The sequence below is a fragment of the Nonomuraea sp. NBC_00507 genome (assembly GCF_036013525.1).
Lineage (GTDB): Bacteria > Actinomycetota > Actinomycetes > Streptosporangiales > Streptosporangiaceae > Nonomuraea.
The window spans coordinates 5,862,091-5,887,988 of the sequence record NZ_CP107853.1 but is presented as its reverse complement, the minus strand read 5'-3'; the positions used below and the strand labels follow the sequence as shown (position 1 = coordinate 5,887,988).

The window sequence follows — 25,898 nt, the reverse complement described above, 5'->3', positions numbered from 1 at the left end:
GCAGATTGGACGGCACTCACGGAGCGGGCATGATCGGAAGAGTTCGGGCTCTCCATCGGCGGTGCTTGCACATCGGCTCGCCGGTGTCATGGGACGATGTCCAGCCAGTAGGGGTCCCGATCCAGCAGCCGGACAGCCGGGGAAAACCGCCCCAGTTCCCCGCCTAACGCCGTGTTCAACTTCTGCGGAATATGGCCGCGCACGCACCGCTCAGCACCGGTGAACACCCCGACGGGGGAGATGTCGTTCCAGTCCTTGGCCTGATCGGTGTTGGTCGTGTCGGTGCGGATGGCCGTGACTTGGGCGCATTGCGCGCCGCTGGTGACGCCCTTCAGGTTGCCCGACTCGTAGCTGGACGCGAACGCGAACTCATCACAGGAGTCCCTTTCGTCGGGGCCGTAGGCCGCCAGCGCGGCGTTCATCACTTCGTCAGCGACCCAGGTTCCGTCGCAGATGACCCTACGGTTGGGTCCCTCATCGTCGGCGAAGCGGTGCAGCGGACTGCCGCTGGGCCTATACCCCCACTGGTCGCGCAGGTGGATCTGCGCCCACTTGATCATGGCGGCCGAGGCGCCGAACTGCGTCTGGGAGAGGGACAGGGTGGGAATGTACTCGGGGTTGACGCACCCCTTGTTGCGACCCACCATCGCGTCGCATCGGCCGATCAGGTAGCTGTCTTGCATGTGCCAGTCGCCGCCCGGCGTAGTGGAGGAGGCCAGGGACATGCCGAGCAGGTCATGAAAGGTCATCCCCTTCTCCAGGTTCAGAGCCGGTCCGGTGTCGGTCTCTCTCCAGATCCAGGAATTGTCGGCACCTGGCGCGAGATTCACCGCCACGCTGGCCGGGGCGCCAGCGCCGGTGACGGCGCAGTCGGGGTTCGCCGCGCACAGCGACGTCGCCAGCGCCTGCGTGCCGTTGGCGAGTGTGCCGCTGCCGTAATAGACGAACACGGATACGCCGTGTTCCCACGTCAGCGAGTTGAAGACATATCGCGTCCACTGCAGGTTTTCCACCGTCAGCGCCCCAGTCGTCACGACCGTGCCATCGCTACGCCGCTCGTACAGATACAGCTCCCAGAACAGGTCGCTGCAGGAGGTGAACCGATCAGGGTTCGGAGCGAACACCTCGCCGACGAACCCGCACTCATCTGGCAGGTCTACGCGAAGCGCACGTTGGCGGACGGCGTTGCTGCGCGCCTTGATCGCCTGAGCCTGCGAGGCGGACAGCAGACGAACACAGGCGCCACGGGCAGCACCCGAGCGCGCCTTCGGCGCACATGTGTCGGGAAAGCCGGTCGGCAGGGGCGACGCGGCGGTAGCGGCGGCGGGAGCCACCACCTGTAACAGCAGAACGACAGCAACGGCGATGAGCGCGCGTCGCGATCCGCGGGAGCGGAGGTTAACTGGTTCCATCCACGATCTCCCTTTTGACACACCCACAACAGACCCACCCATCGCAGAGGGGGCCAGTGCCACCAGGATCATGGCGGCACGATTGTTCGGCAGCCCTCATCAGGCAGGCAAACAATGCGTTTCTGGGAATTGCTGGCCAACGAGTCACTAGCGGAAAGAAGGCTCGTCGCCATGATGACGACGGCCGCTGTGACCGTTGACGCTGTGCCCGTCCGCGCAGAGCCTCCCCGAAGCCGACGGGCTGAAGACGGACGTGGAGGACGGTGAGAAGTATGGTGCGGCGGCCGGACCTGGCCGACTGCGTAACCGTAAAGGAGCCGGGGCGGTTGCAGCATCAATGCGGGAGTCGATTTCTGCCTCAATCGCACGGTGTACGTCACCACGCACCTCAACCCTGCGTGGTAGATGAATCACCCTTGAGGAGCACACGGAGGCGGTGGACACGCGGGCGTTCCAGAAGCGCGGCCTGGCCGAGGAGTTCGGCGGCGATCATCAAGGTGATCGCGTAAGCATTCACCTCGTGCGCACTGGGTGACGACTGAGTAGCTGGCGTGACCGTCCGTGAGTTTGATCATTGCTGCCGGGAATGATTCGATCTTCGGGTGTCCGGCCTGGGGGGAAGGCCCGCCAGGGCGAAGAGGCGGTACGCCTGGTCCGCGCGACCCGACCGGACGTCGTCCTGATGGACGTGCGCATGCCGGTGCTGGACGGCATCGAGGCCACCCGCCAGATCAGGTCCGACCCTGGGCTGGCGTCCGCCAGGGTCGTCATCCTGACCACGTTCGGGCTGGACGAGTACGTCTTCGGCGCGTTGCGTGCCGGCGCCGTCGGCTTCCTGCTCAAGGACACACCACCAGAGGACCTGCTGCGCGCGATACGTGTCGTCATGGCGGGAGAGTCCCTGCTGTCGCCGTCGATCACCCGGCGCCTGGTCGAGGTGTTCGCCGACTCACCGGCTCCGCTGCCGGACCGAACCCTGCCGGACCTGACCGACCGCGAAGTGGACGTGCTGACCCTGGTGGCGCAGGGCCTGTCGAACGCCGACATCGCCGCCCGCCTGCACATCGGCCCCGCCACGGTAAAGACCTACGTGAGCCGCCTGCTGACCAAGCTCGGCGGCACGGCACGGGTCCATCTGGTGATCGCCGCCTACGAGTCCGGCCTGGCACCGTAGACGACTCGACTCAAGAGTCACATCGCTCATATCGTCTGCCGCGTATCACGGCCGCTTTCTCTCTGCCTGAACCTGCTAGGTGCGTGAGCAGGCTCGCGAGACGCATACGAACGGAAACGTGTGGAGCCATGGGCGCCGTCATCGTTGCTCTGCACAACCTGATGAAATAGCGGAAAGGCCGACCGTCCGCGTCGAGTCAGGCGCGGCGGCGGCCTTTCGCTTTGCTCGTGACGATCAATACGAGACGGCGTCCGCGATCAAGAGCTGCAGATCGGTCAGCCACTTCGAACGTCGCGCACATGTAAGCCACGTGCTTGCCCAGGTCAGGACCGTGATTGACGAAGCGGCGTTCGGAAAAAGTGCGAAGTTGGCCAGCGCGCTCTCCACGTTGATCGCGGACACCTGCTTCTCGTCGAAGTGGGCGGCGGCTGCGTCCCAGATCTCGTCGGTCACGCCTGGTGCGCCGTCCTGGATCCGGGTGGCGTCCTCGGCCAGCGCAAGCGCGGGCTCGCTTCGCCTCGGTGAAGAAGGGTGTTTCGCGCCAGGTGACCATGTTGTGCATCCGCCCGTCGGTCTCTCCGCGCTTCTTAGCCGACGCGACTCCGGCAAAGACGCACGGGCTACAGCTGACCCGCAAATGGACCAGCACGAGCGGGTCGACGGTCACGCAAGCTGCCGCCGCCCCAGGCTCGCCGCACTGTGTCTATGGTCGCGCTCGCACGGGGCTCCGCTGGTCACGCAAGCTACCGCTCTCCGCCCCAGGCTCGCCGCACTGTGTCTATGGTCGCGCTCGCACGGGGCTCCGCTGGTCACGCAAGCTACCGCTCTCCGCCCCAGGCTCGCCGCTCCGTGTCTATGGTCGCGCTCGCACGGGGCTCCGCTGGTCACGCAAGCTACCGCTCTCCGCCCCAGGCTCGCCGCTCTGGCAGCCGGAGTGCGGCGGGTGGCCGGCTGCGGCACCCGCGTAAAGAACGATCAGGACACCACCTCGAGGCGGGAAAGCGCCTTGGCGATGGGATGGGCGGTGAGGGAGAGCTGCCATTCGCGGGCGCCCAGCTCGCGCAGCCGGGCCGCGACCGTCTCGTCCGTGATCTCGTCCGGCGGCTCCCACGTCAGCCGCCGCACCGCGTCCGGCTGCAGCAGGTTTTCCGTCGGCATGTGGTGCTCGTCGGCCAGCGCGGCCACCACGGCGCGCGCCGCGGCCAAGCGCTTGGCGGCGGCCGGGTCGCGGTCGGCCCAGCGGTTGGGCGGCGGCGGGCCGTCCCCGGGCGTGCTGGGCTGGGGAAGCTGGCTGTCGGACAGGTTGCGGGCCCGGTTGACGGCGGCGAGCCAGTCGCTCATGTGGCGGCGTGCGCTGCGCCCGGTGAAAGCCGAAATTTCGGTCAAGGCCTTCTTGGTGCGGGGCCCTTCGAGCGCGGCCGTGATGATCGCCGCATCCGGCAGGACCCGGCCGGGCGCGAGATCGGCCTCGCGGGCGATCCGGTCGCGCATGGTCCACAACTCCCGCACGATGGCCAGCGCCCGGACGTTGCGTACCTTGTGGATGCCCGACGTGCGCCGCCACGGATCCGACCGGGGCGCCGGCGGCGGGGTGTTGAGCACGGCGGCGAACTCCTCGCGCGCCCACTCCAGTTTTCCGCTGTCCGTCAGCTCCTTGTGGAGCTCGTCCCGCAGCTCGACCAGCACCTCCACGTCCAGCGCCGCGTAGCGCAGCCAGTCCTCGGGCAGCGGCCTGGTCGACCAGTCGGCGGCCGAGTGGCCCTTCTCCAGCCGCAGCCCGAGCACCGTCTCGACCATCGTGCCGAGTCCCACGCGCTCGTAGCCGAGCAGCCGGCCCGCCAGCTCGGTGTCGAACATCTCGCGCGGCCGGAAACCGACCTCCAGCAGGCACGGCAGGTCCTGCGACGCGGCGTGCAGCACGATTTCCGCCTCGGCCACGGCCGCGTCGAGCGCGGACAGGTCGGGGCAGGAGGTCGGGTCGATCAGCGCGGTCCCCGCCCCGGCCCGGCGCAACTGGACCAGGTAGGCGCGGTTGCCGTAGCGGTAGCCCGAGGCACGCTCGGCGTCGACCGCCACCGGGCCACTGCCCGCGGCGAACCGCTCCACGACCATGGCGAAACCGTCCGCGTCCTCGATCACCGGCGGAATGCCCTCGCGCGGCTCGAGCAGCGGCTCGACGGTGCGTTCTTCTGTCACGAGTTCACCGGCCTCATGACGCGGGTGCTGTATTGACTGGTGCCCTCACTTCGTTCGGTCACTCTCCGGTTTCATCACGTCGGCGGGGCAGCGCGGCCACATCCGGCGGGAGCGGCGGGATCCCCGCCGCCAGGCACATCAGGTCGCACCAGGCGGCGACGTGGCCGGAGAGATCCTCCTGGGCGGGTGACCAGGAGGCCCGCAGCTCGAGCTCGGTCGTGACCGGGTCTTCGGCTTTGTTGCCGAACCCCTCTGACACGGCTCTAGTCACGGTACCGCCAGCGGCGGAGTAGTCGGCTTGATGGGCGTCGAGCGCCTCGGTCAGCCAGCTCCACGCGACGGGCCCGAGCAGCGGATCGGAGGTGATCTCCGGCTCCATGTCGGCCCGCACGTACGCCACCAGCCGAAACGGGCCTTCCCAGCCGCGCTGGCCGTCGGGGTCGTAGAGCAGGATCAGCCTGCCCACCGCGAGCTCGTCGTCGTCGCGGTAGACCGACGCGCCGATCGCGGCCGAGTAGGGGGCCAGCCGCTGGGGCGCGGGCAGGTCCTCCAGCTCGATCTCCGGCCTGACCTCGGACAGCCGCAGGCTCTCCGCCGCGCGCGTGAACGCCGCAGGTGGCGGTGGCTGGTCACCGAGTGTCATAGCCGAAGCGTAGGTCGATATCGGACGGAAGGGGACCACGGGGGTGCTCATCCTTGGTGATCAAGCCGCAGCCATAACGAGCCGGCGAGCCGCTGTGGTGGTCTCGGCGGAGCCGAGCATGATCGCGTGGCCGCAGTCAACGCAGGCCCATTCCGGGCACTCTCCCGGCCCGTGTCCGTCGAAGCACGGCGGCTGCTCGAACAGCCGCTCACCAGCGCAGGAGGCGCAGCGCTCACTGCGGCGCTCTGTGGAACTCCACAACGCGGTCATCGCACGGGGCCTTTCCTTCGGGTTGTGGGTCCGACGTTGGCACGAGCCGCTGACAATTCCCCGCAACGCGCTCGGCGTGTCCCGAAAGTGGTCGCTGAATCGGTGCCGCGCGGTGGGTTGGCGAACATTTGACCCAGTCGAGACCGGCTCTCTGGTACGCCATGGGCCGTGTTCGACCCGTGTGCGACGCCGTCGCCGAGCGGACCGGTAAACCTTCATCCCGCTATCTGATCATGATTTGGGGTGTCCAATGGATGTTTTTCCGACACCTCGCTGCCGATGCGGGGACCGGCCCCCGAGCATGGCACCCTTGTGGGGTGAACCTCGCCGACTCAGCGTTCCTGCGTGCCTGCCGCCGCCGGCCCGTCCCGCATACCCCTGTCTGGTATATGCGCCAGGCCGGCCGGTCGCTGCCGGAATACCTCAAAGTGCGCGAGGGCGTGCCGATGCTCACCGCCTGCGCGACGCCGGACCTGATCGTCGAGATCACCATGCAGCCCGTCCGCCGCTACGGCGTGGACGCGGCCATCTTCTTCAGCGACATCGTGGTGCCGCTCAAGGCCATCGGCGTCGACCTTGACATCAAGCCGGGCGTCGGGCCGGTCGTCGCCGACCCCATCCGCGATGCCAAGGGGCTCGACGTACTGCGTCCCCTGGAGCCCGACGACGTGCCGTTCGTCACCGAGTCCATCCGGGCGCTGACCGGCGAGCTGGGCGGCACGCCGCTGATCGGGTTCGCGGGGGCGCCGTTCACGCTCGGCTCCTACCTGATCGAGGGCGGCCCGTCCAAGAACCACGACCGCACCAAGGCCATGATGTACGGGGCGCCGGAGCTGTGGCATGCGCTGATGGAGCGGCTGTCCGGCATCGTGCTGGAGCACCTGCGCATCCAGATCGCGGCAGGCGCCTCGGCCGTGCAGCTCTTCGACTCCTGGGTGGGGGCGGTGGCGCCGGACGACTACCGGGAGTTCATCCTGCCGCACACCCGGCGGATCTTCGAGGGCATCGCCGGCGTGCCGCGCATCCACTTCGGTGTGGGCACCGGCGAGCTGCTCGGCGTGCTCGGGGAGGCGGGCGCCGACGTGGTGGGGGTCGACTGGCGGGTGCCGCTGGACGAGGCGGCCCGCCGGGTCGGGCCCGGCAAGGCTCTGCAGGGCAACCTCGACCCGGCGATCCTGCTGGCGCCGTGGGAGGTGGTCGAGCGCAAGGCCCGCGAGGTGCTGCGGCGGGGGCGGGCGGCCGAAGGGCACGTGTTCAACCTGGGGCACGGCGTGCTCCCTTCGACCAACCCCGATCAGCTCAAGCGCCTCACCGATCTGGTCCACGCCTTCACCCCCGAGTCCTGACGCCCGCGCCGCCGGTCCTGGGGTGACCGTCTCGGGGCCTTGACGCCCGGCCTGCGGCGACCGTCTCTGGGCCTTGACGCCCGCGCCGCCGGGCCTGCGGCGACCGTCTCGGGCCCTGAGCCCCGGGGTGCCGACATGACCGGCTGCGGGTGCTGCCGCCCGTGCCGGGGACGGTCTCGCGTGAGCGTGCCACCGCGTAGCGCGCAGTGACGCGCCGCGCCTCACCGCCTTCGACGCGCCTCCACTGTGAAACGCGCGCCGCGTCGATGCCGGCGGCGCGGCCGCCGGGTCAGGCGGCTTCCGGGTCCGGGTCGCCCGCGCGGGGGCCCGGCGGGGGCGTCGGCATCCCGGCACGTCGGGCGCGGGCGCGGCGGACCAGGTAGACCAGCAGCGCCACCAGAGGCAGTGCGACGATCGTCCACGGCAGCACCGCGCCCAGCACCGTGAGCACGACCTTCGTGAAGGACACCAGCCCGTTCCATCCCGACTTGAGCCCCCCGAGGAACCCGGCAGGCTCCTCCTCTTCCGGCTCCTCCGCGACCGCGACCGGCCCCAGCAGCCGCAGCGTCAGCGTGGCCATGGACACCTGGGCGGCCAGCTCCTTCTGCTGCGCCTGCAGCGATTCGAGGTCGGCCTCCCGAGCGGAGATCTCCCGCTCGACCTCCAGCACGTGCCCGATCGTGTCGGCCCGCTTCAGCAGCGAACGAAGCGACTCGAGCGCCTGCTCGGCCGACTTCAGCCGGCTGTTGACGTCGGCCACTTGCAGCGTGACGTCCTGGGTGGCCTGGTTCATGGAGATCTGCTTACCCAGGTCCTTGCCGAGCCGCCCGAGCACCCCGCCGTACCCGTTCGGCGGGATCTTGAACTCCAGCGTCGCCGAGTCTCGGGAGTCACTGGCCGAGCGGCTCTCCTCCTTGGACAGGTACCCTCCGGCCGCGATCACGATCTGCTTGGCCTGCTCGACGGCCGCGGCGACCTGCTTGACCCGCACGGTCATGCTGCCGGTGTAGATGACCTGCCGCGCCTGCTGGGTGACCTTGACGTTGGAGACGATGCTGTCCTGGTCGCCCTGCTTCTGAGGCTGGCGCTGCTTGGCCTGGACCTCGGCGGTGGCAGCCTGCTCCCTGACCGCGGACTCGGGGGCGGGGGCTCCGGCCGTATCCGAGGTGCTCCGCAACGTGCTGCCACTGCCACCGCAGCTCGTCAGAGCCAGGGCCGCGCAGGCGGCCGAGAGCGCGATGCCGTACCGGATTCTCCTCATGCCTCTAAGACGGCGTGCGGATCATCCCGGTTTGAAGGCGGGAGTCACGGTACGGTCACCGTGTTCGCCTCACTCCGTCGCCATATGCCGCGGCCCTCGCGGCCCCGAGCGGCTGGCCACGCCCATGAGGCGGTAGCGTCAGGAGGCGTGGAAGGGAATCGGGCGCACGTGGTCGTCGTCGGCGCGGGAATCTCCGGTCTCGCCGCCGCTTGGTACATCCGGCAGGGCGCCGGCGAGCGGGTCAAAGTGACCGTGCTCGAGGCAGGCCCGCGCGTCGGGGGCAAGTTGCACGTCTCGGAGGTCGCCGGGGTGAGCGTCGACGCGGGCGCCGAGGCCATGCTGGCCAGGCGGCCCGAGGGCGCCGAGCTGGCCAGAGCCGTTGGGCTCGGCGACGCCCTGGTGTTCCCCGGCACCATGCAATCGGCCGTCTACACCAGGGGCGCGCTGCGCCCGATGCCGAAGGGGCAGGTCATGGGCGTCCCCGCCGACCTGACCGAGCTGGCCAAGTCGGGCATCATCTCGCCCGGCGGGCTGCTGCGCGTGCCGCTCGACCAGATCCTGCCGCCCACGCTGGTGCGCACCGACGTGTCCGTGGCCGCCTACATCCGCGCGAGGATGGGCGGCGAGGTCGTGGACCGGCTGGTGGAGCCGCTGCTCGGCGGCGTCTACGCAGGCCGTTCCGACATGTTGTCGCTGGAGGCCACGATGCCGCGGGTGGCGGCCGTCGCCCGTTCCGAGCGCTCGCTGCTGACGGCGGCCCGGCACCTCGTGGAGGAGACGCCCAAAGACGCCGGGCCGGTCTTCACCTCGCTGACGCACGGCGTCGGCGCGCTCCCCGAGGCTGTCGCCAAGGCGTCGGGGGCCGACGTCAGGACGGGGGTCACCGTACGCGAGCTGCACAGGACCGAGCAGGGCTGGCGGCTGGTGACCGGTCCGGTGCCCAGACCCGAGACGATCGAAGCCGACGCGGTGATCGTCGCGGTGCCGGGGCCGGCCGCGGCCCGGCTGCTCAAGGCCGAGGCGCCCAAGGCGGCCGGGGAGCTGGCCAGGATCGAATACGCCAGCATGGCCATCGTCACGCTCGCTTACCCGCTGGGCGCCTTCCCCGAGCCGCCCGCCTTCAGCGGCTACCTGGTGCCGCCCGTCGAGGGGCGGCCGGTCAAGGCGGTCACGTTCAGCTCGGTGAAGTGGCCCCACCTGGCCGGGGACCTGGTGATCCTGCGCTGCTCGATCGGCAGGATCGGCGAGGAGCACTTGCTGCACCGCGAAGACACCGAGCTGGTGTCGCTGGCCACGGCGGAGATGGCCGACGTGATGGGCGCGCGGGGGCTGCCGGTCGACAGCAGGGTGACGCGCTGGGGCGGCGGGCTGCCGCAGTACAACGTGGGACACCTGGATCGGGTGGCGCGCGTGCGGGCGGCGGTCGCGATGGAGCCGGGGCTGGCCGTCTGCGGCGCCGCCTACGACGGCATCGGCATCCCGGCCTGCGTCGGCACCGCCCGCACGGCCGCCGCCCGGATTCTCGACCACCTGTCCCTGCGAGGAGAATAGGAACCATGACAGAGGCAGCTCCGCGGCTCAAGGCCCGCGATCTCAACCAGGTGATCCGTTACACGATGTGGTCGGTCTTCCAGGTGACCGAGCCGTGTCCCGTTGACCGTGACGGCCTGGCGGGCGAGGTCGAGGAGTTGCTGGAGCAGGCCGCCGGCAAGGACGTCGTGACCAGGGGGGTCTACGACGTGGCCGGGTTGCGGGCCGACGCCGACTACATGTTCTGGTGGCACGCGGCCACGCCCGAGGATCTGCAGGACGTCTACGCCAGGTTCCGCCGCACCACGCTCGGGCGGCACAGCAGGCCCGTGTGGTCGGCGATGGCGTTGCACCGGCCGGCCGAGTTCAACAAGTCGCACATTCCGGCGTTCCTCGCGGAGGAGGAGCCGCGGGCGTATGTGAGCGTTTATCCGTTCGTCCGCTCATACGAGTGGTATCTGCTGGAGGACTCCGAGCGGCGGGCCATGCTGGCCGAGCACGGCAGGATGGCGCGCGACTATCCCGACGTGCGGGCCAACACCGTGGCCTGCTTCTCGCTCAACGACTACGAGTGGATGCTGGCGTTCGAGGCCGACGAGCTGCACCGGATCGTCGACCTGATGCGGACGCTGCGGGGCGCGCAGGCCCGCCGCCACACCCGCGTCGAGATCCCGTTCTACACCGGCGCGCGCAAGCCGGTCCGCGAGCTGGTCGCCGCCTTGCCGTAATCCGCCGACCCGAGCCCGGCGTCCTTGATCGGGGGGAGAGGCGGATCCAAGTTGGCGATCCAACTGAAGTGATCTACCCCCTTTGTCAGAATCAGGGAAATCCCTTGTTCGTGGGATGTGACGTGTGGTGGCACGTTCCACGGGGGCAAGGAGGGGCGGGTGGAGACATCCGGAGGGCCGGGCCGCGGACGGCGCCCGGCCGGTCGGCACGCGGCGGGCCGCTCGCGGCACGGGCGGCGGCATCGCCGTGCCGTGCGGCGGGGGCTGGCGCTGGGGGCATTGGCGCTGGCCGGTGGAGTGGCGGGGCTGCTGGGCACGGGCGGGACCTTCGGCGGGGCGCCGGTGGCTTCCAGGTCGCCGGCGCAGCCCGGGCCGCACGCGCGGGCGGTGGAGGCGAGCCCGTCCGCGGCGCTGCCGGGCCGGGCGGGGGCGGCGAGCCCGAGGCCGAGTGGCCAGGCCAAGGCGCGCGAGATCGAGCAGGCCGTGCCGAAGGAGACCAAGACCCCTGTGCGGGAAGAGACTCCCGACGCGGTGGCGGGCTCCGCCGCGCCTGACGTGGTCGAGGGTTCGGCGCCTCCAGAGGAGGGGCCGGAGGAGGCCGTGCTCCTGGTGCCGGGGATGGACGACACCGATGGCTACCGCGCCGACGGGCCCTCGGCGCATACGGATCGGCGGGCGGCGGAGTATTTCCGTACGCACTGGGGCCCGGACGACAAGGCACTGAAACGCCTCAAAGACATTCGCACCATCGGCGGATATTTGCGGATTTATACTGATTTACCGGAAACGGCGCACAATTCCCCTCACGCCATAACGTTGTGCAAGCGTGGCCTCGCCTATCTGAAGGCCGCCGGGGTGGCCAGGCCGGTCGTGTTCGTGCAGGCCAGGTTCGGCGGGAACGGCAACCCGGTGCTCGCCAACATCCTCGGCCCCTCCGACCGGAGCTGCCGCGTCACCCATCCGGCGCCGGACTGAGCGGTCACCGCACTCGCACCCGTGTTTTCGCGCACACCTCGCACCGCTGGGTCACGATGCGACCGATGGCCTCGATCGTCACCCAGCGGTGGCGGAGATGGCGGAACCCCACGCGGGATTCTTTACCCGTGACAGAAGGTTGATACGCGGAGTCGCGAGTCGATCACGCCTTGGGCTCGAGCCGCAGCGAGACCGAATTGATGCAGTAGCGATCGTCGGTCGGAGTCGGATAACCCTCGCCGTGGAACACATGCCCCAGATGCGAGTCGCACCGAGCACACCGGACCTCGATCCGGACCATGCCGTGGCTGCGGTCCTCGATCAGCGTCACCGCATCGGAGTCGGCAGGCGCGAAGAAGCTCGGCCACCCGCAGTGGGACTCGAACTTCGTGTCGGACCGGAACAGCTCGGCCCCGCAGGCGCGGCACGAGTAGACGCCCTCGGTCTTGGTGTCGACGTACTCCCCCGTGAACGGGCGCTCGGTCCCGGCTTCCCTGAGGACGTGGAACTCCTCGGGGGCAAGCTGGACCCGCCACTCGGCCTCGCTCTTGACGACCTTTTCCATGCGTCCAGGGTACGAGATCCGGCAAAAAGAGATCTCCACTGGGTGAAGCATCCATTCTGGGGAGAATTCGCGTCTTTGTAGGCAAGGGGGTGTCATCGCCTCCTGCCAAGGGGTGAGATCGTCCGCAGATCCCGCCGAGCGGCACAGCCCACGCCCGTGCTGGAGCCGCTGGGGATCGTCATGGCCGACCGGGTGGCGCGCCAGCGCCCGGAACGGCGACGGACGATCTGTTGGCCCGCCCCGTCGAGCCCTCGGTCCCGCCACCGAGGCGGCTCCGGGGCGGGCCCGCCCTGTTCAGTACCCCGCGGGGGCGGATCCGCCTCAATGTCACAGGACGGTAGTAGGTTCGGGGGCATGGCATCGCCGTTCATAGAGCTCGAGGTTGGCGAGCGGACCGTCAAGGTCACCAACCCCGACAAGGTTTACTTTCCGGAGATCGGCGCCACGAAGCGCGAACTGGTCGCCTACTACGTGAGCGTCGGCGACGGCGTCCTGCGGGCGCTGAAGGACCGGCCGACCAACCTCAAGCGCCACCCCGACGGCGTGCAGACCGAGGCGATCTACCAGAAGCGCATGCCGCCCAAGCATCCCGACTGGCTCCAGTCGGTCACCGTCACGTTCCCGAGCGGCCGGACGGCGCAGTCCGTGCGGGTCACCGAGGTGGCCGCCATCGCCTACTGCGCCAACCTGGGGACCATCGACTTCCACCCTTGGCAGGTGCGGGCCTCCGATGTCGAGCACCCCGACGAGCTGCGCATCGACCTGGACCCGCAGCCCGGCCTGGACTTCGACGCCGCGCGCAAGGCCGCGCTCCTCACCAGGGACGTGCTGGGCGAGCTGGGGATGACCGGGTTCGTCAAGACGTCGGGCAACAGGGGCGCGCACATCGCCGTGCGCATCGAACCGCGCTGGGACTTCATCCAGGTCCGCCACGCCGGCATCGCCCTGGCCAGAGCCGTCGAGGAGCGGGACCCGAGCCTGGTGACCACGGCGTGGTGGAAGGAGGAGCGCGGGGACCGGGTCTTCATCGACTTCAACCAGAACGCCCGCGACCGCACGGTGGTCAGCGCCTACTCCGTCAGGGCCCAGCCGCACGCGCCCGTCTCGACGCCGCTGACCTGGGACGAGCTGGCCGACGCCGACCCGCGGGACTTCGACATCCGCACGGTCCCGGCCCGCTTCGCCGACGTGGGCGACGTGCACGCGGACATCGACGACCGGTCATACTCGATCGAGCCCCTGCTGGAGATGTACACCAAGGACGAACGCGGCGACATGCCATACCCGCCCAACTACCCCAAGATGCCGGGGGAGCCGATGCGGGTCCAGCCGAGCCGGGCCAGGCGCGCCGACTAGTAGCCAAGCGCCGGTTGCCCCGCGCGACGATTCAGGCGACGGCGCGTTCGACGGGTGGGCGCCTGCGGCGGTGTCGGTGTCGTGCAGTCCCAGCCCGCAGGCGGCCTTCCAGCGCAGGCATCTCGTAAGAGCCGTGACGACCCCCGTGACTGGCACGGGACGTGCCACTCCGTACCCTGTGATCGGTGGTTAAGGGAGGCGCTACTTGACGCCCCCGGTGGGGCGGCCGTACGGTTCGGGAAAGCGCTTTCCTCCCCCGTTTGACCTGAAGGGATCCTCAATGAGCGTGCGCACCATCGGCGTCGTGATGAACGGCGTCACCGGGCGGATGGGCTACCGCCAGCACTTGGTCCGGTCCGTCCTGGCGATCAACGAGCAGGGCGGTGTGACGCTCTCGGACGGCGCCCGGGTGAAGCTCAAGCCGGTGCTGGTCGGCCGGAATGCCGACAAATTGGCAGATATCGCGTCGAAGCATGGAATTTCGGATTTCACCACTGACCTCGACGCGGCCCTCGCCGACGACGACAACGTGATCTACTTCGACGCCCAGGTCACCAGCGCCAGGGTGAAGGCCGTGCTGAAGGCCATCGAGGCCGGCAAGCACATCTACGCCGAGAAGCCGACCGCCGAGTCCACGCAGGAGGCGATCGCGCTGGCCGAGGCCGCCGCCGCGAAGGGCATCAAGAACGGCGTGGTCCAGGACAAGCTGTTCCTGCCCGGCCTGCTCAAGCTGAAGCGGCTGATCGACGGCGGCTTCTTCGGCCGCATCCTGTCGGTGCGCGGCGAGTTCGGCTACTGGGTGTTCGAGGGCGACTGGCAGGAGGCGCAGCGCCCCTCGTGGAACTACCGGGCCGAGGACGGCGGCGGCATCGTGCTGGACATGTTCCCGCACTGGCACTACGTGATGGAGAACCTGTTCGGCCGGGTCGAGTCGGTCTACGCCCGCGCCGTGACGCACGTCCCGTCACGTGTGGACGAGCAGGGCAAGACGTACCAGGCCACCGCGGATGACGCCGCGTACGGCATCTTCGAGCTTGAAGGCGGCATCGTCGCGCAGATCAACTCCTCCTGGACCGTCCGCGTGAACCGGGACGAACTGGTGGAGTTCCAGGTGGACGGCACGCACGGCAGCGCCGTGGCGGGCCTGCGCAACTGCCGCGTGCAGCACCGCGCGGCCACCCCCAAGCCGGTCTGGAACCCCGATCTGCCGGTCACGGCGCGCTTCCGCGACGGCTGGCAGGAGGTGCCGGACAACGCCGAGTTCGACAACGGGTTCAAGATCCAGTGGGAGTCGTTCATCAAGCACGTGCTGGAGGACGCGCCCTTCCCGTACGACTTCGCGTCGGGCGCTCGGGGCGTGCAGCTCGCCGAGCTGGGCCTGCGCTCGTCCGCAGAGGGCCGCAGGATCGAGGTGCCGGGGCTGTGATGATCGATCTGCCCGGCGCCGGCGCGTACACGCTGGCCGAGCCGACGGTCTGGCCGGTGTCGGAGACGCCGGCGACCAGCCGCATCGTGTACGCGGCCGCCCACGTGGTGGCCGACCCGCTCGGCGACAACACGCCCGGCTCCCCCGCCGCCGTGGACTGGGACGCCACCCTCCGCTTCCGCCGCCACCTGTGGTCGCACGGCCTGCGGATCGCCGACGCGATGGACACCGCGCAGCGCAACATGGGCCTGGACTGGGCGGCGACCAAGGAGCTCATCCGGCGCAGCGCCGCCGAGGCCCGCTCGTTCGGCGACCCGGCGACGCTGGTGGCCTGCGGGGCCGGCACCGACCACGCGCCTGAGGCCGCCGACCTGCACACGATCACAGCCGCGTACGCCGAGCAGCTGGAGACCGTCCAGTCGGCCGGCGCCGGCGTGATCATCATGGCCTCCCGTCAGCTCGCCAAGGTGGCCGCGGGGCCGCAGGACTACCACCAGGTGTACGGCAAGCTCTTCGGCCTGGCCGACCGTCCGGTGATCCTGCACTGGCTGGGCGAGATGTTCGACCCGCAGCTGGCCGGCTACTGGGGCTCGCGGGACGTGGACGCCGCGACCGAGTCGTTCCTGGAGCTGATCCACGCCCACGCCTCGATGGTGGACGGCGTGAAGGTGTCGCTGCTGGACGAGGAGCACGAGGTGCGCCTGCGCGCCGCGCTCCCCGAGGGCGTCAAGCTCTACACGGGCGACGACTTCAACTACCCGTCGCTGATCAAGACGGGCTCGCACGCGCTGCTGGGCATCTTCGACGCGATCGCCCCGGCGGCCGCGGCGGCACTGCAGGTGCTGGACGCGGCCGAGGCGGCCTGCGACGAGGCGGGCCGTGACCGGCTGCTGGCCGCGTACGACGAGATCTTCGGCCCGACGGTCCCGCTGTCGCGGAAGATCTTCGAGACGCCGACGTACAACTACAAGACCGGCATCGTCTTCCTGGCATGGCTGAACGGCCACCAGGACGCGTTCGCCATGGTGAACGGCGCCCAGTCGGCCCGCTCGCTGCTGCACCTGTCGGAGGTGTTCCGCCTGGCCGACCAGGCCGGTCTGCTGTCCGACCAGGAGCTGGCCGTGCACCGCATGAAGGCGCTGCTGGCGGTGAACGGACTGTGAGACTCTCACTCAACCAGTGGACGACCAGGCGCTGGTCCGTGGCGGAGGCCGTGGACGGGTGCGTGCGGCACGGCCTGGAGGCGATCGGGCTGTGGCGGCAGAACGTGGCCGAGCAGGGCCTGGCGGAGAGTGTCAAGCTGGTGCGGGACGCGGGGCTGCGGGTGTCCTCGCTGTGCCGTGGCGGCTTCCTCACCACCAGCGGCAAGGCGTTCGCCGAGGCGCTCGACGACAACCGCCGCGCCATCGACGAGGCGGCCGAGCTGGAGGCGGCCTGCCTGGTGATGGTGGTGGGCGGCCTGCCAGGTGTGCAGCCGGGCGAGCCGCTGACCGCGGGCGCGTCACGGGATCTGGCGGGCGCTCGGGAGCGGGTGGCCGAGGCGCTGGCGGAGCTGGCGCCGTACGCCGGTGAGCGGGGCGTCAAGCTGGCCCTGGAGCCGCTGCACCCGATCTACTGCCCGGACCGTGCGGTCCTGTCCACGCTGGGCCAGGCGCTCGACCTGGCGCTGGCGCACCCGGAGGAGCAGGTCGGCGTGGTGGTCGACACGTTCCACGTGTGGTGGGACCCGAGGGTGTTCGACGACATCGCGCGGGCCGGCCGCCGGATCGCGTCTTACCAGGTGTGCGACTACCTGCACCCGCTGCCGGAGGACGTGCTGCTGGGCCGGGGCATGATGGGCGACGGCGTGATCGACTTCAAGCCGATCACGCGTGCGGTCCTGGACGCCGGCTACACCGGCGACGTCGAGGTGGAGATCTTCAACGCCGACATCTGGGCCGCCGACCCGGACGAGGTGGTGGCCACGATGAAGGCCCGCTACGAGGACGTGGTGCTGTCGCGTCCGTGAGGCTCGGGGCGGCGGCTCGAAGAGGGCCGCCGCCCGGTCAGCGCTCGGGTTTGTCCCAGGTCAGCAGGTAGCGGCGGAGCAGCAGGCGGCGGAAGCGGCTGCCGGGCACCAGCACACGGGCCTGCTTGGCGACCTGTCCCTTGGTGATGACGGGGTCCATGCCCGGCACGCCGGGCCCGCGCTTGCCGCCGTGGAACAGCTTGAGCACGTGCGAGACCGTCTGTCCGGCAAGGCGCACGACGTGGTCCAGGAGTGTGCGGTCCCGCGCGATGCCGATGATCACGAGCCGGCCGCCCGGCGCCAGCAGCCGAATCAGGCCGTTCATGGCCGCGCCGAAGTCCGCGTGGTGGACGACGGCGACGGCGGTGACGAAGTCGTACTTGCCCTCGGAGAGCAGGCCTTTCGCGTCATCGAGGTAGTCGGCCTCCACAAAAGTGACGTTGTCCAGGTCGCCATACTGCCGACGCGCCATCGCGATCGCGTCGGCGGAACGATCCACACCGGTGACGGCCGGCACGCGGGCGGCCAGCTTGCTCACCAGCAGCCCGTCCCCGCAGCCGACGTCGAGCACGTGCTCGCAGCCTTCCGGCAGGAGCTTCAGCACGAGCTGCTGGTAGTGGACGTTGTGGTTCCAGTACGCCTCGGGCATTTGATCACAGTAGCGTCACGGTGCCCGCCGCACCGTTCAATTCGATCTCCTGGCCCGTGGTGATGCGGTGGGTGGCGTCGGGGACGCCGACGACGGCGGGGATGCCGTACTCGCGGGCCACCACCGCGCCGTGCGACATGGCGCCGCCCATCTCCATGACGAGGCCGCCGGCCGTGAGGAACAGCGGCGTCCAGCCGGGGTCGGTGGACGGGCAGACCAGGATCTCGCCCGGCTCCAGGTGCGCGCCGACCGGGTCGAGCACCACCCTGGCCACGCCGGTGACGGTGCCCGCCGAGGCGGCCGTGCCGATCAGCGCGCCGTCCGCGGCGGCAACCGCCAGCGCCTCCGGCTCGGTGCCGTCGGACAGCAGGACTCGGGGGACGTGCCTGCGGCGCCGCTCCTGCTCGTACGCCGCCCGCCGCTCGGCCACGACCGCCCGCAGGTCGCCTCCGCCCAGCGCGGCCCTGACCTCCCGCAGGTCCAGGAAGAACACGTCCTCGGCCGCGTCGAGCACGCCGAGCCCCACCAGGTGCTCGCCGACCGCGAAGAGGCTGTGCCGCACCGCGGCGAGCGTCTTGACCAGGTAGAACTTGGGCAGCTCACGCAGGCCGGCGAACTTCCTGGTGCGCCGGAGCCCGAACCGCGCCACGGCACCCCGCCAGCGGGCCCTGCGCCGGGCCTGCGTCACCACGTGCGCGATGGCGGCCTGCGCCTGCTCGGCGCCCTTGCCGAACAGCGCGGCGGGAGCCAGGTCGGCGCCCCCATCCCGCTGCAGGTCCATGCGTAGGTAATTGGCCAGCACGCCGAGGATGTGCGCGGGCTCCTCCGACCATCGGGGCACGCCCAGGTCGATCTCCGCGACGCCGCGGTGGCCGTATTTGTCCAGGAACGCGGTGATCTCGCGCTGCGCGACCGGCGGCAGGCCGCCTTCCTTGTAGCGGCGGACCAGCTCGGCGACCGGCAGTTCCTTGAAGGGCGCCGGCTCGATACGGGTGGCCAGGGCCCACAACTCCAGGTCCATCTCCGTGGTCGGGTTGTGCGGGACGCTGCGCAGCACGTCCTGCATCTCGGCCAGCGGCACGCCGGACAGCTTGGACGCCAGCGCGAACAGGCCATACCCGGTGATCACGATGGGCATGATCGAGATGATGGTGGGAAACGTGCCGGCCAGCATGCGCTCGGCGTGGTCCAGCCGCTGTGCGGGGGTCGCGGAATCGGGCACCTGGAGCCTCTTGTCGAGCTCTCCGCCGAGCCGGGCGGCATAGGCCAGAGCCCTCTCCGGCCTGGTCAGGGCCATCAGGACACGCGACGGGGCATGGACGCGGTGGGCGAAGCGCGCGAGGGCGCGCAGGAACGGGCGGCGGGAGGCGGGGACGAGCGACAGGCGAGGGTCCTCCACCAGCCGCTCCATGACGGTGGCGGTGCGGGCCTCGCCGAGCGTCAGCGCGCGCGGGAGGATGGTGCGGCCGGGGCGGCTGCGTACGGCGGTGGTGATGTCGAGCCACAGGCGCTGCCCTGCAACGGACACGAAGGACGGGCCGTCGAGCGGGTCGGCGGGGCCGTAACCGGGCAGGCTCGCGGCACCGCCACTGATCAGTTTGAACGCCGACAGCCCCAGGGGCGTGATCGGCCCCATCACGCCTTGGGCCACGTTGACCGAGAAGAAGACCCGCAGGCCCTCCCTGGTGGTCTCCGGCAGCGGGTAGAGAGTGGTGATCGGCCTGGCCTGGGTGAGCCAGAGCGTGCCGTCCGCGTCGATGGCCCACTCGGTGTCCTGCGGCGCGCCGTAGTGGTCCTCGACTCGGGCGCCCAGCTCGGCCAGCGCGAGGACCTGGGCGTCGGTCAGGCAGAGGCCGTCGTGGGTGGTCTCGACGCGCTCGGTGCCGCCGCCGGGCAGGGAGCGGATGGCCAGCCGCTTGTCGCCGGCGTGGCGTTCGAGGATCTCTCCGCCGCACACGACGAAGCGGTCGGGGTTGACGGCGCCGGAAACGACCGCCTCGCCCAGCCCCGGGCTGGCGTCGATGACGGCCTCGCGCCGCCGGCCCGTGACCGGGTTGGCCGTGAACATCACGCCGGCGACCTGGGAGTCCACCATGACCTGGACGACCACCGCGAGGCGCACGGCGGCGTGGTCGATGCCGTTGGACTCGCGGTACGCCACGGCGCGGTCGGTCCAGAGCGAGGCCCAGCAGCGGCGTACGGCCTCGGCCACCGCCTCGGCACCCACAACGTTGAGGTAGGTCTCCTGCTGCCCGGCGAAGCTGGCGAACGGCAGGTCCTCGGCCGTGGCCGACGAGCGCACCGCCACCGGGGCGTCGGGGCCGAGCGCGGCGTAGTGCTTCACGATCGTCTCGTGCACGGCGGCCGGCACCGGGGCTTGGAGCAGGTGCCGCCTGGCGCGCTCGGCCAGCCCTTCTCCGCCGGTCTCCAGCCCGTCCGCGACCTGACGGTAGGCCTCCGTGGTGAGCACCCAGCCGGGCGGCACGGGCAGCCCGGCCCTGGTCAGCTCGCCGAGGTTGGCGGCCTTGCCGCCCACCTCAGCCAGCATCCCGCCGTCGATCTCGGAGAAGTCCAGTGCCGTGTTCATCGAGTGCACTCCAGCCGTTCAGCGTCCTGTCACTCAGTTTCCCGCTTTTTCGGCAGAAATTCAACAGGTGATGAACTCTGAGCTCACGGCTCCAGTGGCCTGCCGTCCAGGTCCCATTGCGGATCGATCGGCACCCCCAGCGCCGCCAGCACCGACGGCGCCACGTCGACCAGGCGCGGCGTGCCGAGCGAGCGGCCGCCCAGGTCCTCGCCGAGCCGGGCGGCGATCACGAAGACCGTGCGCTCCTCGTCCGACGTGCCCCCATGGCCGCCCTCGTCCACGTGTCCGTGGTCGGTGGTGACGAACACGGTCCAGCGCTCGCCCGGGTACGACGGCCGCGCGCGGATCGTGTCGAGCAGGCGACCCAGGTACGCGTCCTGGGCTTGGAGGGCGGCGGCGTACTCAGGGCCGTGCGGGCCGAGGTCGTGGGCCACCTCGTCGGTGTCGCCCAGGTACACGAACACGGCGTCGGGGTGGTCGTGAGCCAAGTGCCGCTCGGCGGCCTCGGTGACCTGCTTGTCGGCCTCGGCCCAGCCGCAGGTGTACCCGTCCAGCACGAACCGGTGGTCGATGACCGGACCGAACGCGCCGTGGTCGGCGAGCGCCGCCCAGGAGAAGAACGCCGAGGTCACGAAGTCCGGCCGAGCATTCTTCGCACGAGTCAGAAAGTCCGGAAATTTCTGGAACTGGGGGTCGGCGAAACCGTTGTCAACGATGCCGTGTTTGTCGGGCCAGGCTCCGGTCGCGATGGACGACCAGCCCGGCCCCGAGTCGCTGCGGGACTTGATGACCCGGCCGCCATCCCCCGGCTCCGGGCTCTTGGGCACGACCTCGCCGGGCGACTCCGTGCGGGGCGCGCCGGCCTCGCCGTACGGGAGCAGGCTGGTGCCGTACGCGCCGGTGGACATCAACGCGGTCAGCACGGGGGCGCCCGACGCGGCGAGCAGGTCGAACCGCAGGCCGTCCATCCCGACGACCAAGACTTTGTTCCTAGGTAGGGGCATCCCCCTATCTAAGCGGCGAACCTCCGCACCCAGTCAGCCGCTCCGGGCAGGATCTCCTCAACCGGCGCGACCTGTGGATACCACGTGCGCTCCCACTCCAGCGACACCCACCCCTCGTACCCGGCCCCGCGCAGCAACGCGCCCGCCTCCTCCAGCGGCACGGATCCGGCGCCCATCGGCACCGGCGTGGTGTCCTGCGCCGAGACCGCGTCCTTGACCTGGACGTAGGACAGGTAGGGGCCGAGCGCGGCCAGCGAGTCGGCCGGGGACTCGCCGTGCCGCCACGGGTGCAGCAGGTCCCAGATCGCTCCCGTGGTCTCGGGGCAGGCCGCCTCGGCGAGCAGCCCCGCCACGGCCGCGCAGGTGGCCATGCTGTCGTGCGTCTCGACGAGCACGCGGCGGCCCAGCGCGGCGGCCGTGCCGGAGACGGCCTTCAGCCTGCGGGCGCCGATGGCTGAATCGTCGCCGCGAGGGAACACCCGGACTCCGGGCGCGCCCAGGTCGACGGCGAGCCGCAGGTCGGCGAGGAGCGCTTCCAGGACCGGCTCGTCCGGCCCCGGCTCGCAGATCCCGACATAGCCGGCAAGGGCGGAGATCTCCAGACCCGCGCGCTCCACCCGCTCCCGCACCGAACGCCGCTCCGCCGAGTCCAGCCCGGCGTGCACCCCGGTGTCCGGGTGCAGGCGCAGCTCCAGCCCTTGACACCCGGACCCGCTCGCGATCTCGATCGCCCGGTCCAGATCCTCGCCGGGCATCCCCAGCGTGCTGACCGCCAGCCTCACATCAGCCTCCGTACGCTTTCCCGCAACACGACCTCGCCGGCGACCTGCTCGACGGCCACCGCTTCTTCCTCACCCAGTGCCAGCTCCAGCGCCCGCGCACCCATGGCCTTCAACGGCAGCCGCACCGTGGTCAGCGCCGGCACGTGATCCCGCAGGGTCACGATGTCGTCGAAACCGGCCACCGACACGTCCTCCGGCACCCGGATTCCGCGTTCGCGGTAGGCCGCCAGCGCCCCGACCGCCATCACGTCGTTGACCGCGAACACGCAGGTCGTGTCCTCGCCCACCTGCTGGGCGGCCGCGTAGCCGCCGTCGCGGTCGAACGGCCCGTGGATCACGTGCGGTGCGGGCAGCCCCAACTCCTCCAGCGCCCCGGCGAACCCGGCGCAGCGGTCGGCGGCGGTCACCAGGTGCGGCGGCCCGGCGAGCACCGCGAAGCGGGTGTGCCCGAGCCCGGCCAGCGCGCGTGCCAGCTCCGCCGCTCCCTCCCGGTTGGCGGGCGCGACGGTGTCCACTCCCAGCAGGTCCTGACCGACACAGGCCGCCCGGCCGCCGCCTGAGCGGTATCGGGCCAGCTCGTCGCGGAGCCGCCCGGTGACGGCCGGGTCGGCCACGCGGGAGCCGACCAGCAGCACGGCCCGCACGCGCTGGGCGTTGAGCGTGGCCACGTAGGCGATCTCCTGCTCCGGGTCGCGATGCGTGGTGCCCACCATGACCAGCAGGCCCTCGGTGGCCGCGGCCCGCATCGCCCCGTCGGCCAGGGCCGCGAAGTAGGGGTCGGTCAGGTCGTGCACGACGATGCCGATGACGTTGCCGGCACCGCGGGCCAGCGTCTGGGCCGCGATGTTGGCTCGGTAGCCCAGCTCGTCGGCGGCCTGCTCGACGCGCGCTCGCAGGGCCGCGCCGACCTGGCGGGTGCTGCCGTTGAGCACCCGCGAGGCGGTCGCCAGCGAGACGCCCGCCTGCCTGGCGACGTCCTCAAGCGTGACCACGTGACCTCCCGGAAAGCGGTTTCCAGTGTGCCAGAACAGCACCTGGATCCGCATCCTTACATGCCCGGGCCCCAGACGACAGAACGCCCCCGGGCAGGGCGGGACGGCCGGCAGCGGCGGGCCGGGGTGCGGATCGGGTCAGCCCCCGGCCCGTGGGAGCGTCACCAGGGGAAGAGGATGTCGAGCAGTCCCTTCCGTTCCTCCTGCGTCGGCGTCGGCGCGGGCGCCTGGGTGGTGGGCTGCTGCGCCGGCTGGCTGCTGCTCGGCTGCGTGGGCTGCTGCTGCTTGCTGTCCGACTGCCCGCTCTTGGGACCCGAGTCCGTGTCCGTGTCCGTGTCCTGCATCTCGCTCACCGGCGGCCGGGTGGCCTTGCTGGTGGCCTTCTTGGTCGGCTCACCGGCGCGGGTGGAGGTGGGACGGGCGGCCGGCTCGCGAGTCGGCCGCGCCCGCTGGGCCGTCGGGGTGGGCATTGCGGACTCGGTATCGGTCGGCTCCGAGGTGGCCGAATCGTCGGGCTCGGGAGTGGCCTCCTCGGCCGGCGTGTCCTCGGGAGCCGCGGTGTCGGAGGGCGTGGTCACCTCCCCAGCGCTGGCACACTGGCCGCCCTGGCACGGGTCGTCCGACGAGGTGCCGGTGAGCATGAAGCCGGCTCCCACCCCGACCAGCACCACCGCGGCCGCCGCCACCAGCAGCTTCCTGGTGCGGCGCCGCACCTCCCGGTCGCCGCCCGAGCGCCCGCGAGGAGAGTCGTCGGTCCACCCCGAGCCGAGAAAGCCGCGTTTGGTCTGCTCCTCCTCGCGGTCGTCGGTGTAACCCCCCTCGTAGCTCCGGTCGAGCGGCAGGTACGGGGCCCCGTCCTCGACCTGATGCGGTCCACTGTGCTCCGGCAGGGCGTCCTGCGGGCCACTGGCATCGCCGAGCATGTCATGGGGACCGCTGTGGCCACCGAGCACGTCGTAAGGACCGCCAAGCGCGTCGGGAGGACTGCTGTGGCCGCCAAGCACGTCATGGGGACCGCTGTGGCCGCCGAGCACGTCGTACGGGCCACCGGGGTCGCCCAGCACGTCCTGCGGGCCGCCGCCCAGGTCGCGAGGCCCGCCGCTCAGCAGATCGTGCGAGGCCGCCGGGCCGTCGTCGAGCACGTCACGCACGCCGTCGCGGCCCACCAACTGCGGCTCACCGGTCAGCGAATTGGGCGGCATGATGTAGGTCTCGTTGCCGACGACCTGGATGGCAGGCTGTTCGTCGGTGTCATCGGTGCTCCACCGCGGCGACAGCACGTCACCCGTCAGCTCCGGGTTCAACGACCTACCCTGCCCATCCTCGTATGGCCTGTCGTTCTCGTCGCGCGCCACGATGAACCTCTCTAGTACGAATGCGGACCGCGCCCTTTCCTAGCAGACCCGACCACGAGTTGTCCGGATATTTCACATGTTTCCCTAAAATCACGTAGAGTAACATTCGTCACTCCCCGCTCTCACGCCACCTCAGGCGGTATTCCGGACGGCCGTCAGGGGGTGAGTCCGTTGAGCAGGTCGCCGAGCGCCGACTTCACCCGCTCGATCCCCACCCCGCACTCCCGGATCCGATACGCCAGCAGCGGCGCGGCCAGAGGCGCCAGCAACGCGTCGGACAGACAGGAGGCGTCGGCATCCGGCCGCACCCGTGCGATCAGCATCGTCAGGTGCCCGTGATAGGCGTCGTACGCGCCGCCGAACCGGGCGAACGGCCCCGCCGTCTCCGCCATGACCAGCAGGTCGAGCTGCTCGACCGTGCGGTCCGCGAGTCCGTCGAGGAACGCGCGTGCCCGCGCGGCGGGCTCCGCACCTGGCCCGAGCGGCGGCGGCCCCTCGATGAAGGCGGACTGGAACTCCCGCTCCCGCCGGTCGATCAGCGCGTACGCCAGCCCGGAGCGATCCCCGAAGCGCCGATAGAGCGTGCCGACGCCGACCCCGGCGGCCGCGGCCACCTCCGCCATCGACAAGCCGCCCACTCCCCGGTCGGCGACGATGGCCTCGGCCGCGGCGAGGATCTTCGCGCGGTTGCGGGCCGCGTCGGTGCGCTCGCGTTTCACGGTCTGCCCTCCCGCGTCACGGTCCGCCCTCCCGCGTCACAGTCTCCGCCCTCTCGCGTCACGGTCGCCGCCCTCACGCCATCCCGGACCCTCTCACGATCGACCTCCATCCTGGCACCACTTGTATGCGGAATACGTTCCAGTTAGAGTCATAAACGGAACACATTCCGGTTCTTGGAGGATGGCATGATCCGAAAGGTCGCCCTGGTCACGGGCGGGAGCAGGGGAATCGGCGCGGCCGTCGCACGGCGGCTGGCCGACGACGGATTCGACGTGGCGATCACGTACCAGAACGCGAGCGACCGGGCGGCCACCGTGGCCAAGGAGGTCGAGGCAGCCGGCCGGCGCGCCCTCGGCATGCGCGCTGAGGCCGCCGACCCCGGCGCGCTGGTCGAGGCGGTGGAGCGCACGGTGCGCGAGCTGGGGCGGCTCGACGTGCTGGTGAGCAACGCCGGGATCGCGCCGTACGGGGCGCTGGAGGAGGTGACGCTCGAGGAGGTGGACCGGCTGCTCGCCGTCCACCCGAGGGCGGCGTTCGTGCTGGCACAGGCGGCCGCCCGGCACATGGGGCGGGGCGGCAGGATCGTCCTCATCGGCAGCAGCCTGGCCGAGCGGGTGCCTTATCCCGGATGGACGGCGTACGCGATGAGCAAGTCAGCGCTGGCCGGCCTCGTCAAGGGTCTGGCTCGAGATCTGGGACCGCGCGGCATCACCGCGAACCTGGTCAACCCGGGCTCCACGGACACTGATATGAACCCGGCCGACACCCCGGAGGCAGAGGAAGAGCGGCGCTACACCGCGCTCGGCACGTACTGCTCTCCCGACGACATCGCCGCTGCCGTCGCCTACCTCGCCGGGGAGGGCGGGCGCCACATCACGGGCGCTTCGATCCCCGTCGACGCAGGCGTCACGGCCTGAGG

23 protein-coding genes are annotated in these 25,898 nt (G+C 70.7%); 10 read left to right on the top strand and 13 right to left on the bottom strand.

Going from position 1 to position 25,898, the window contains the following annotated elements:
- Nucleotides 1-86 precede the first annotated feature (86 nt).
- On the bottom strand, nucleotides 87-1,412 hold the full coding sequence (locus tag OHA25_RS28545) for a hypothetical protein (RefSeq protein WP_327590526.1): 1,326 nt from the start codon (nucleotides 1,410-1,412) through the stop codon (nucleotides 87-89).
- A gap of 586 nt (nucleotides 1,413-1,998) precedes the next feature.
- On the opposite strand from OHA25_RS28545, the gene OHA25_RS28540 reads away from it, so the two are divergent.
- Nucleotides 1,999-2,586 carry a response regulator transcription factor gene (locus tag OHA25_RS28540; RefSeq protein ID WP_327590525.1) on the top strand — a complete coding sequence of 196 codons (588 nt, stop codon included), beginning with the start codon at nucleotides 1,999-2,001 and terminating at the stop codon, nucleotides 2,584-2,586.
- Nucleotides 2,587-2,820: 234 nt separating this feature from the next.
- Here the strand turns inward: OHA25_RS28540 and OHA25_RS28535 are convergent, their stop codons facing one another.
- The 3 genes from OHA25_RS28535 to OHA25_RS28525 form a co-directional block, all read right to left on the bottom strand.
- Nucleotides 2,821-3,039 carry a hypothetical protein gene (locus OHA25_RS28535; protein ID WP_327590524.1) on the bottom strand — a complete coding sequence of 73 codons (219 nt, stop codon included), beginning with the start codon at nucleotides 3,037-3,039 and terminating at the stop codon, nucleotides 2,821-2,823.
- 522 nt (nucleotides 3,040-3,561) lie between these two features.
- Nucleotides 3,562-4,782, bottom strand: a complete 1,221-nt coding sequence (locus OHA25_RS28530; protein WP_327590523.1) for a ribonuclease D — start codon at nucleotides 4,780-4,782, stop codon at nucleotides 3,562-3,564.
- Nucleotides 4,783-4,840: 58 nt separating this feature from the next.
- Nucleotides 4,841-5,425, bottom strand: a complete 585-nt coding sequence (locus OHA25_RS28525) for a DUF3000 domain-containing protein (protein WP_305922654.1) — start codon at nucleotides 5,423-5,425, stop codon at nucleotides 4,841-4,843.
- A gap of 659 nt (nucleotides 5,426-6,084) precedes the next feature.
- Here OHA25_RS28525 and hemE point away from each other — a divergent pair.
- Nucleotides 6,085-7,041: a uroporphyrinogen decarboxylase gene (gene hemE, locus OHA25_RS28520; protein ID WP_442942211.1), complete on the top strand. Its 957-nt coding sequence runs from the start codon at nucleotides 6,085-6,087 to the stop codon at nucleotides 7,039-7,041.
- A gap of 289 nt (nucleotides 7,042-7,330) precedes the next feature.
- Here hemE and OHA25_RS28515 read toward each other — a convergent pair whose 3' ends face one another.
- Nucleotides 7,331-8,302, bottom strand: coding sequence for a DUF4349 domain-containing protein (locus tag OHA25_RS28515; protein ID WP_327590521.1), 972 nt, complete (start codon nucleotides 8,300-8,302; stop codon nucleotides 7,331-7,333).
- A 147-nt stretch (nucleotides 8,303-8,449) separates the two neighbouring features.
- Here OHA25_RS28515 and hemG point away from each other — a divergent pair, with 147 nt between their 5' ends.
- The 3 genes from hemG (at nucleotide 8,450) to OHA25_RS28500 (ending at nucleotide 11,535) form a co-directional block, all read left to right on the top strand.
- Nucleotides 8,450-9,853: a protoporphyrinogen oxidase gene (hemG, locus tag OHA25_RS28510; protein ID WP_327590520.1), complete on the top strand. Its 1,404-nt coding sequence runs from the start codon at nucleotides 8,450-8,452 to the stop codon at nucleotides 9,851-9,853.
- Nucleotides 9,854-9,858: 5 nt separating this feature from the next.
- Entirely contained in the window at nucleotides 9,859-10,560 is a 702-nt protein-coding gene (hemQ, locus tag OHA25_RS28505; RefSeq protein ID WP_305922650.1) for a hydrogen peroxide-dependent heme synthase, read from the top strand.
- 159 nt (nucleotides 10,561-10,719) lie between these two features.
- Complete coding sequence (locus OHA25_RS28500; RefSeq protein WP_327590519.1) at nucleotides 10,720-11,535, top strand: hypothetical protein; 816 nt, start codon at nucleotides 10,720-10,722, stop codon at nucleotides 11,533-11,535.
- A gap of 163 nt (nucleotides 11,536-11,698) precedes the next feature.
- On the opposite strand, the gene msrB is transcribed toward OHA25_RS28500, so the two are convergent.
- Nucleotides 11,699-12,100: a peptide-methionine (R)-S-oxide reductase MsrB gene (gene msrB / locus OHA25_RS28495; RefSeq protein WP_327590518.1), complete on the bottom strand. Its 402-nt coding sequence runs from the start codon at nucleotides 12,098-12,100 to the stop codon at nucleotides 11,699-11,701.
- A gap of 354 nt (nucleotides 12,101-12,454) precedes the next feature.
- On the opposite strand from msrB, the gene ligD reads away from it, so the two are divergent.
- From ligD to OHA25_RS28475, 4 genes are all read left to right on the top strand, one after another.
- Nucleotides 12,455-13,456, top strand: a complete 1,002-nt coding sequence (gene ligD, locus OHA25_RS28490; protein ID WP_327590517.1) for a non-homologous end-joining DNA ligase — start codon at nucleotides 12,455-12,457, stop codon at nucleotides 13,454-13,456.
- A gap of 280 nt (nucleotides 13,457-13,736) precedes the next feature.
- A complete protein-coding gene (locus OHA25_RS28485) occupies nucleotides 13,737-14,882 on the top strand; it encodes a Gfo/Idh/MocA family protein (protein ID WP_327590516.1) in 1,146 nt (381 codons plus the stop codon).
- Entirely contained in the window at nucleotides 14,882-16,045 is a 1,164-nt protein-coding gene (locus tag OHA25_RS28480; protein WP_442942210.1) for a dihydrodipicolinate synthase family protein, read from the top strand. The genes OHA25_RS28485 and OHA25_RS28480 overlap by 1 nt, the downstream gene beginning before the upstream one ends.
- The gene (locus tag OHA25_RS28475) at nucleotides 16,042-16,890 is read left to right on the top strand and encodes a sugar phosphate isomerase/epimerase family protein (protein WP_327590514.1); all 849 of its coding nucleotides are present in this window, start codon (nucleotides 16,042-16,044) and stop codon (nucleotides 16,888-16,890) included. Before OHA25_RS28480 ends, OHA25_RS28475 begins: the two co-directional genes overlap by 4 nt.
- 37 nt (nucleotides 16,891-16,927) lie before the next feature.
- Here the strand turns inward: OHA25_RS28475 and OHA25_RS28470 are convergent, their stop codons facing one another.
- The 7 genes from OHA25_RS28470 to OHA25_RS28440 all read right to left on the bottom strand — a co-directional run bounded on the left by OHA25_RS28470 (nucleotide 16,928) and on the right by OHA25_RS28440 (nucleotide 24,978).
- Nucleotides 16,928-17,539, bottom strand: a complete 612-nt coding sequence (locus OHA25_RS28470) for a class I SAM-dependent methyltransferase (RefSeq protein WP_327590513.1) — start codon at nucleotides 17,537-17,539, stop codon at nucleotides 16,928-16,930.
- 4 nt (nucleotides 17,540-17,543) lie between these two features.
- Entirely contained in the window at nucleotides 17,544-20,126 is a 2,583-nt protein-coding gene (locus OHA25_RS28465) for a PEP/pyruvate-binding domain-containing protein (RefSeq protein ID WP_327590512.1), read from the bottom strand.
- Between the two features lie 83 nt (nucleotides 20,127-20,209).
- On the bottom strand, nucleotides 20,210-21,106 hold the full coding sequence (locus tag OHA25_RS28460) for an alkaline phosphatase family protein (RefSeq protein ID WP_327590511.1): 897 nt from the start codon (nucleotides 21,104-21,106) through the stop codon (nucleotides 20,210-20,212).
- A 32-nt stretch (nucleotides 21,107-21,138) separates the two neighbouring features.
- Nucleotides 21,139-21,912: a sugar phosphate isomerase/epimerase family protein gene (locus OHA25_RS28455; RefSeq protein WP_327590510.1), complete on the bottom strand. Its 774-nt coding sequence runs from the start codon at nucleotides 21,910-21,912 to the stop codon at nucleotides 21,139-21,141.
- Nucleotides 21,909-22,904, bottom strand: a complete 996-nt coding sequence (locus OHA25_RS28450; protein WP_327590509.1) for a LacI family DNA-binding transcriptional regulator — start codon at nucleotides 22,902-22,904, stop codon at nucleotides 21,909-21,911. Before OHA25_RS28450 ends, OHA25_RS28455 begins: the two co-directional genes overlap by 4 nt.
- A gap of 161 nt (nucleotides 22,905-23,065) precedes the next feature.
- Complete coding sequence (locus tag OHA25_RS28445; protein ID WP_327590508.1) at nucleotides 23,066-24,208, bottom strand: hypothetical protein; 1,143 nt, start codon at nucleotides 24,206-24,208, stop codon at nucleotides 23,066-23,068.
- Nucleotides 24,209-24,414: 206 nt separating this feature from the next.
- Nucleotides 24,415-24,978: a TetR/AcrR family transcriptional regulator gene (locus tag OHA25_RS28440; protein ID WP_327590507.1), complete on the bottom strand. Its 564-nt coding sequence runs from the start codon at nucleotides 24,976-24,978 to the stop codon at nucleotides 24,415-24,417.
- A 186-nt stretch (nucleotides 24,979-25,164) separates the two neighbouring features.
- On the opposite strand from OHA25_RS28440, the gene OHA25_RS28435 reads away from it, so the two are divergent.
- Nucleotides 25,165-25,896 carry an SDR family NAD(P)-dependent oxidoreductase gene (locus tag OHA25_RS28435; protein ID WP_327590506.1) on the top strand — a complete coding sequence of 244 codons (732 nt, stop codon included), beginning with the start codon at nucleotides 25,165-25,167 and terminating at the stop codon, nucleotides 25,894-25,896.
- Nucleotides 25,897-25,898 lie beyond the last annotated feature (2 nt).

Excerpts from the sequence above, each read along its gene's own strand:
- OHA25_RS28545 (WP_327590526.1), bottom strand. The coding sequence starts at position 1,412 with ATGGAACCAGTTAACCTCCGCTCCCGCGGATCGCGACGCGCGCTCATC.
- OHA25_RS28540 (WP_327590525.1), top strand. The coding sequence starts at position 1,999 with ATGATTCGATCTTCGGGTGTCCGGCCTGGGGGGAAGGCCCGCCAGGGC.
- OHA25_RS28525 (WP_305922654.1), bottom strand. The coding sequence starts at position 5,425 with ATGACACTCGGTGACCAGCCACCGCCACCTGCGGCGTTCACGCGCGCG.
- hemE (WP_442942211.1), top strand. The coding sequence starts at position 6,085 with ATGCGCCAGGCCGGCCGGTCGCTGCCGGAATACCTCAAAGTGCGCGAG.
- OHA25_RS28515 (WP_327590521.1), bottom strand. The coding sequence starts at position 8,302 with ATGAGGAGAATCCGGTACGGCATCGCGCTCTCGGCCGCCTGCGCGGCC.
- hemQ (WP_305922650.1), top strand. The coding sequence starts at position 9,859 with ATGACAGAGGCAGCTCCGCGGCTCAAGGCCCGCGATCTCAACCAGGTG.
- msrB (WP_327590518.1), bottom strand. The coding sequence starts at position 12,100 with ATGGAAAAGGTCGTCAAGAGCGAGGCCGAGTGGCGGGTCCAGCTTGCC.
- ligD (WP_327590517.1), top strand. The coding sequence starts at position 12,455 with ATGGCATCGCCGTTCATAGAGCTCGAGGTTGGCGAGCGGACCGTCAAG.
- OHA25_RS28485 (WP_327590516.1), top strand. The coding sequence starts at position 13,737 with ATGAGCGTGCGCACCATCGGCGTCGTGATGAACGGCGTCACCGGGCGG.
- OHA25_RS28480 (WP_442942210.1), top strand. The coding sequence starts at position 14,882 with ATGATCGATCTGCCCGGCGCCGGCGCGTACACGCTGGCCGAGCCGACG.
- OHA25_RS28470 (WP_327590513.1), bottom strand. The coding sequence starts at position 17,539 with ATGCCCGAGGCGTACTGGAACCACAACGTCCACTACCAGCAGCTCGTG.
- OHA25_RS28465 (WP_327590512.1), bottom strand. The coding sequence starts at position 20,126 with ATGAACACGGCACTGGACTTCTCCGAGATCGACGGCGGGATGCTGGCT.
- OHA25_RS28435 (WP_327590506.1), top strand. The coding sequence starts at position 25,165 with ATGATCCGAAAGGTCGCCCTGGTCACGGGCGGGAGCAGGGGAATCGGC.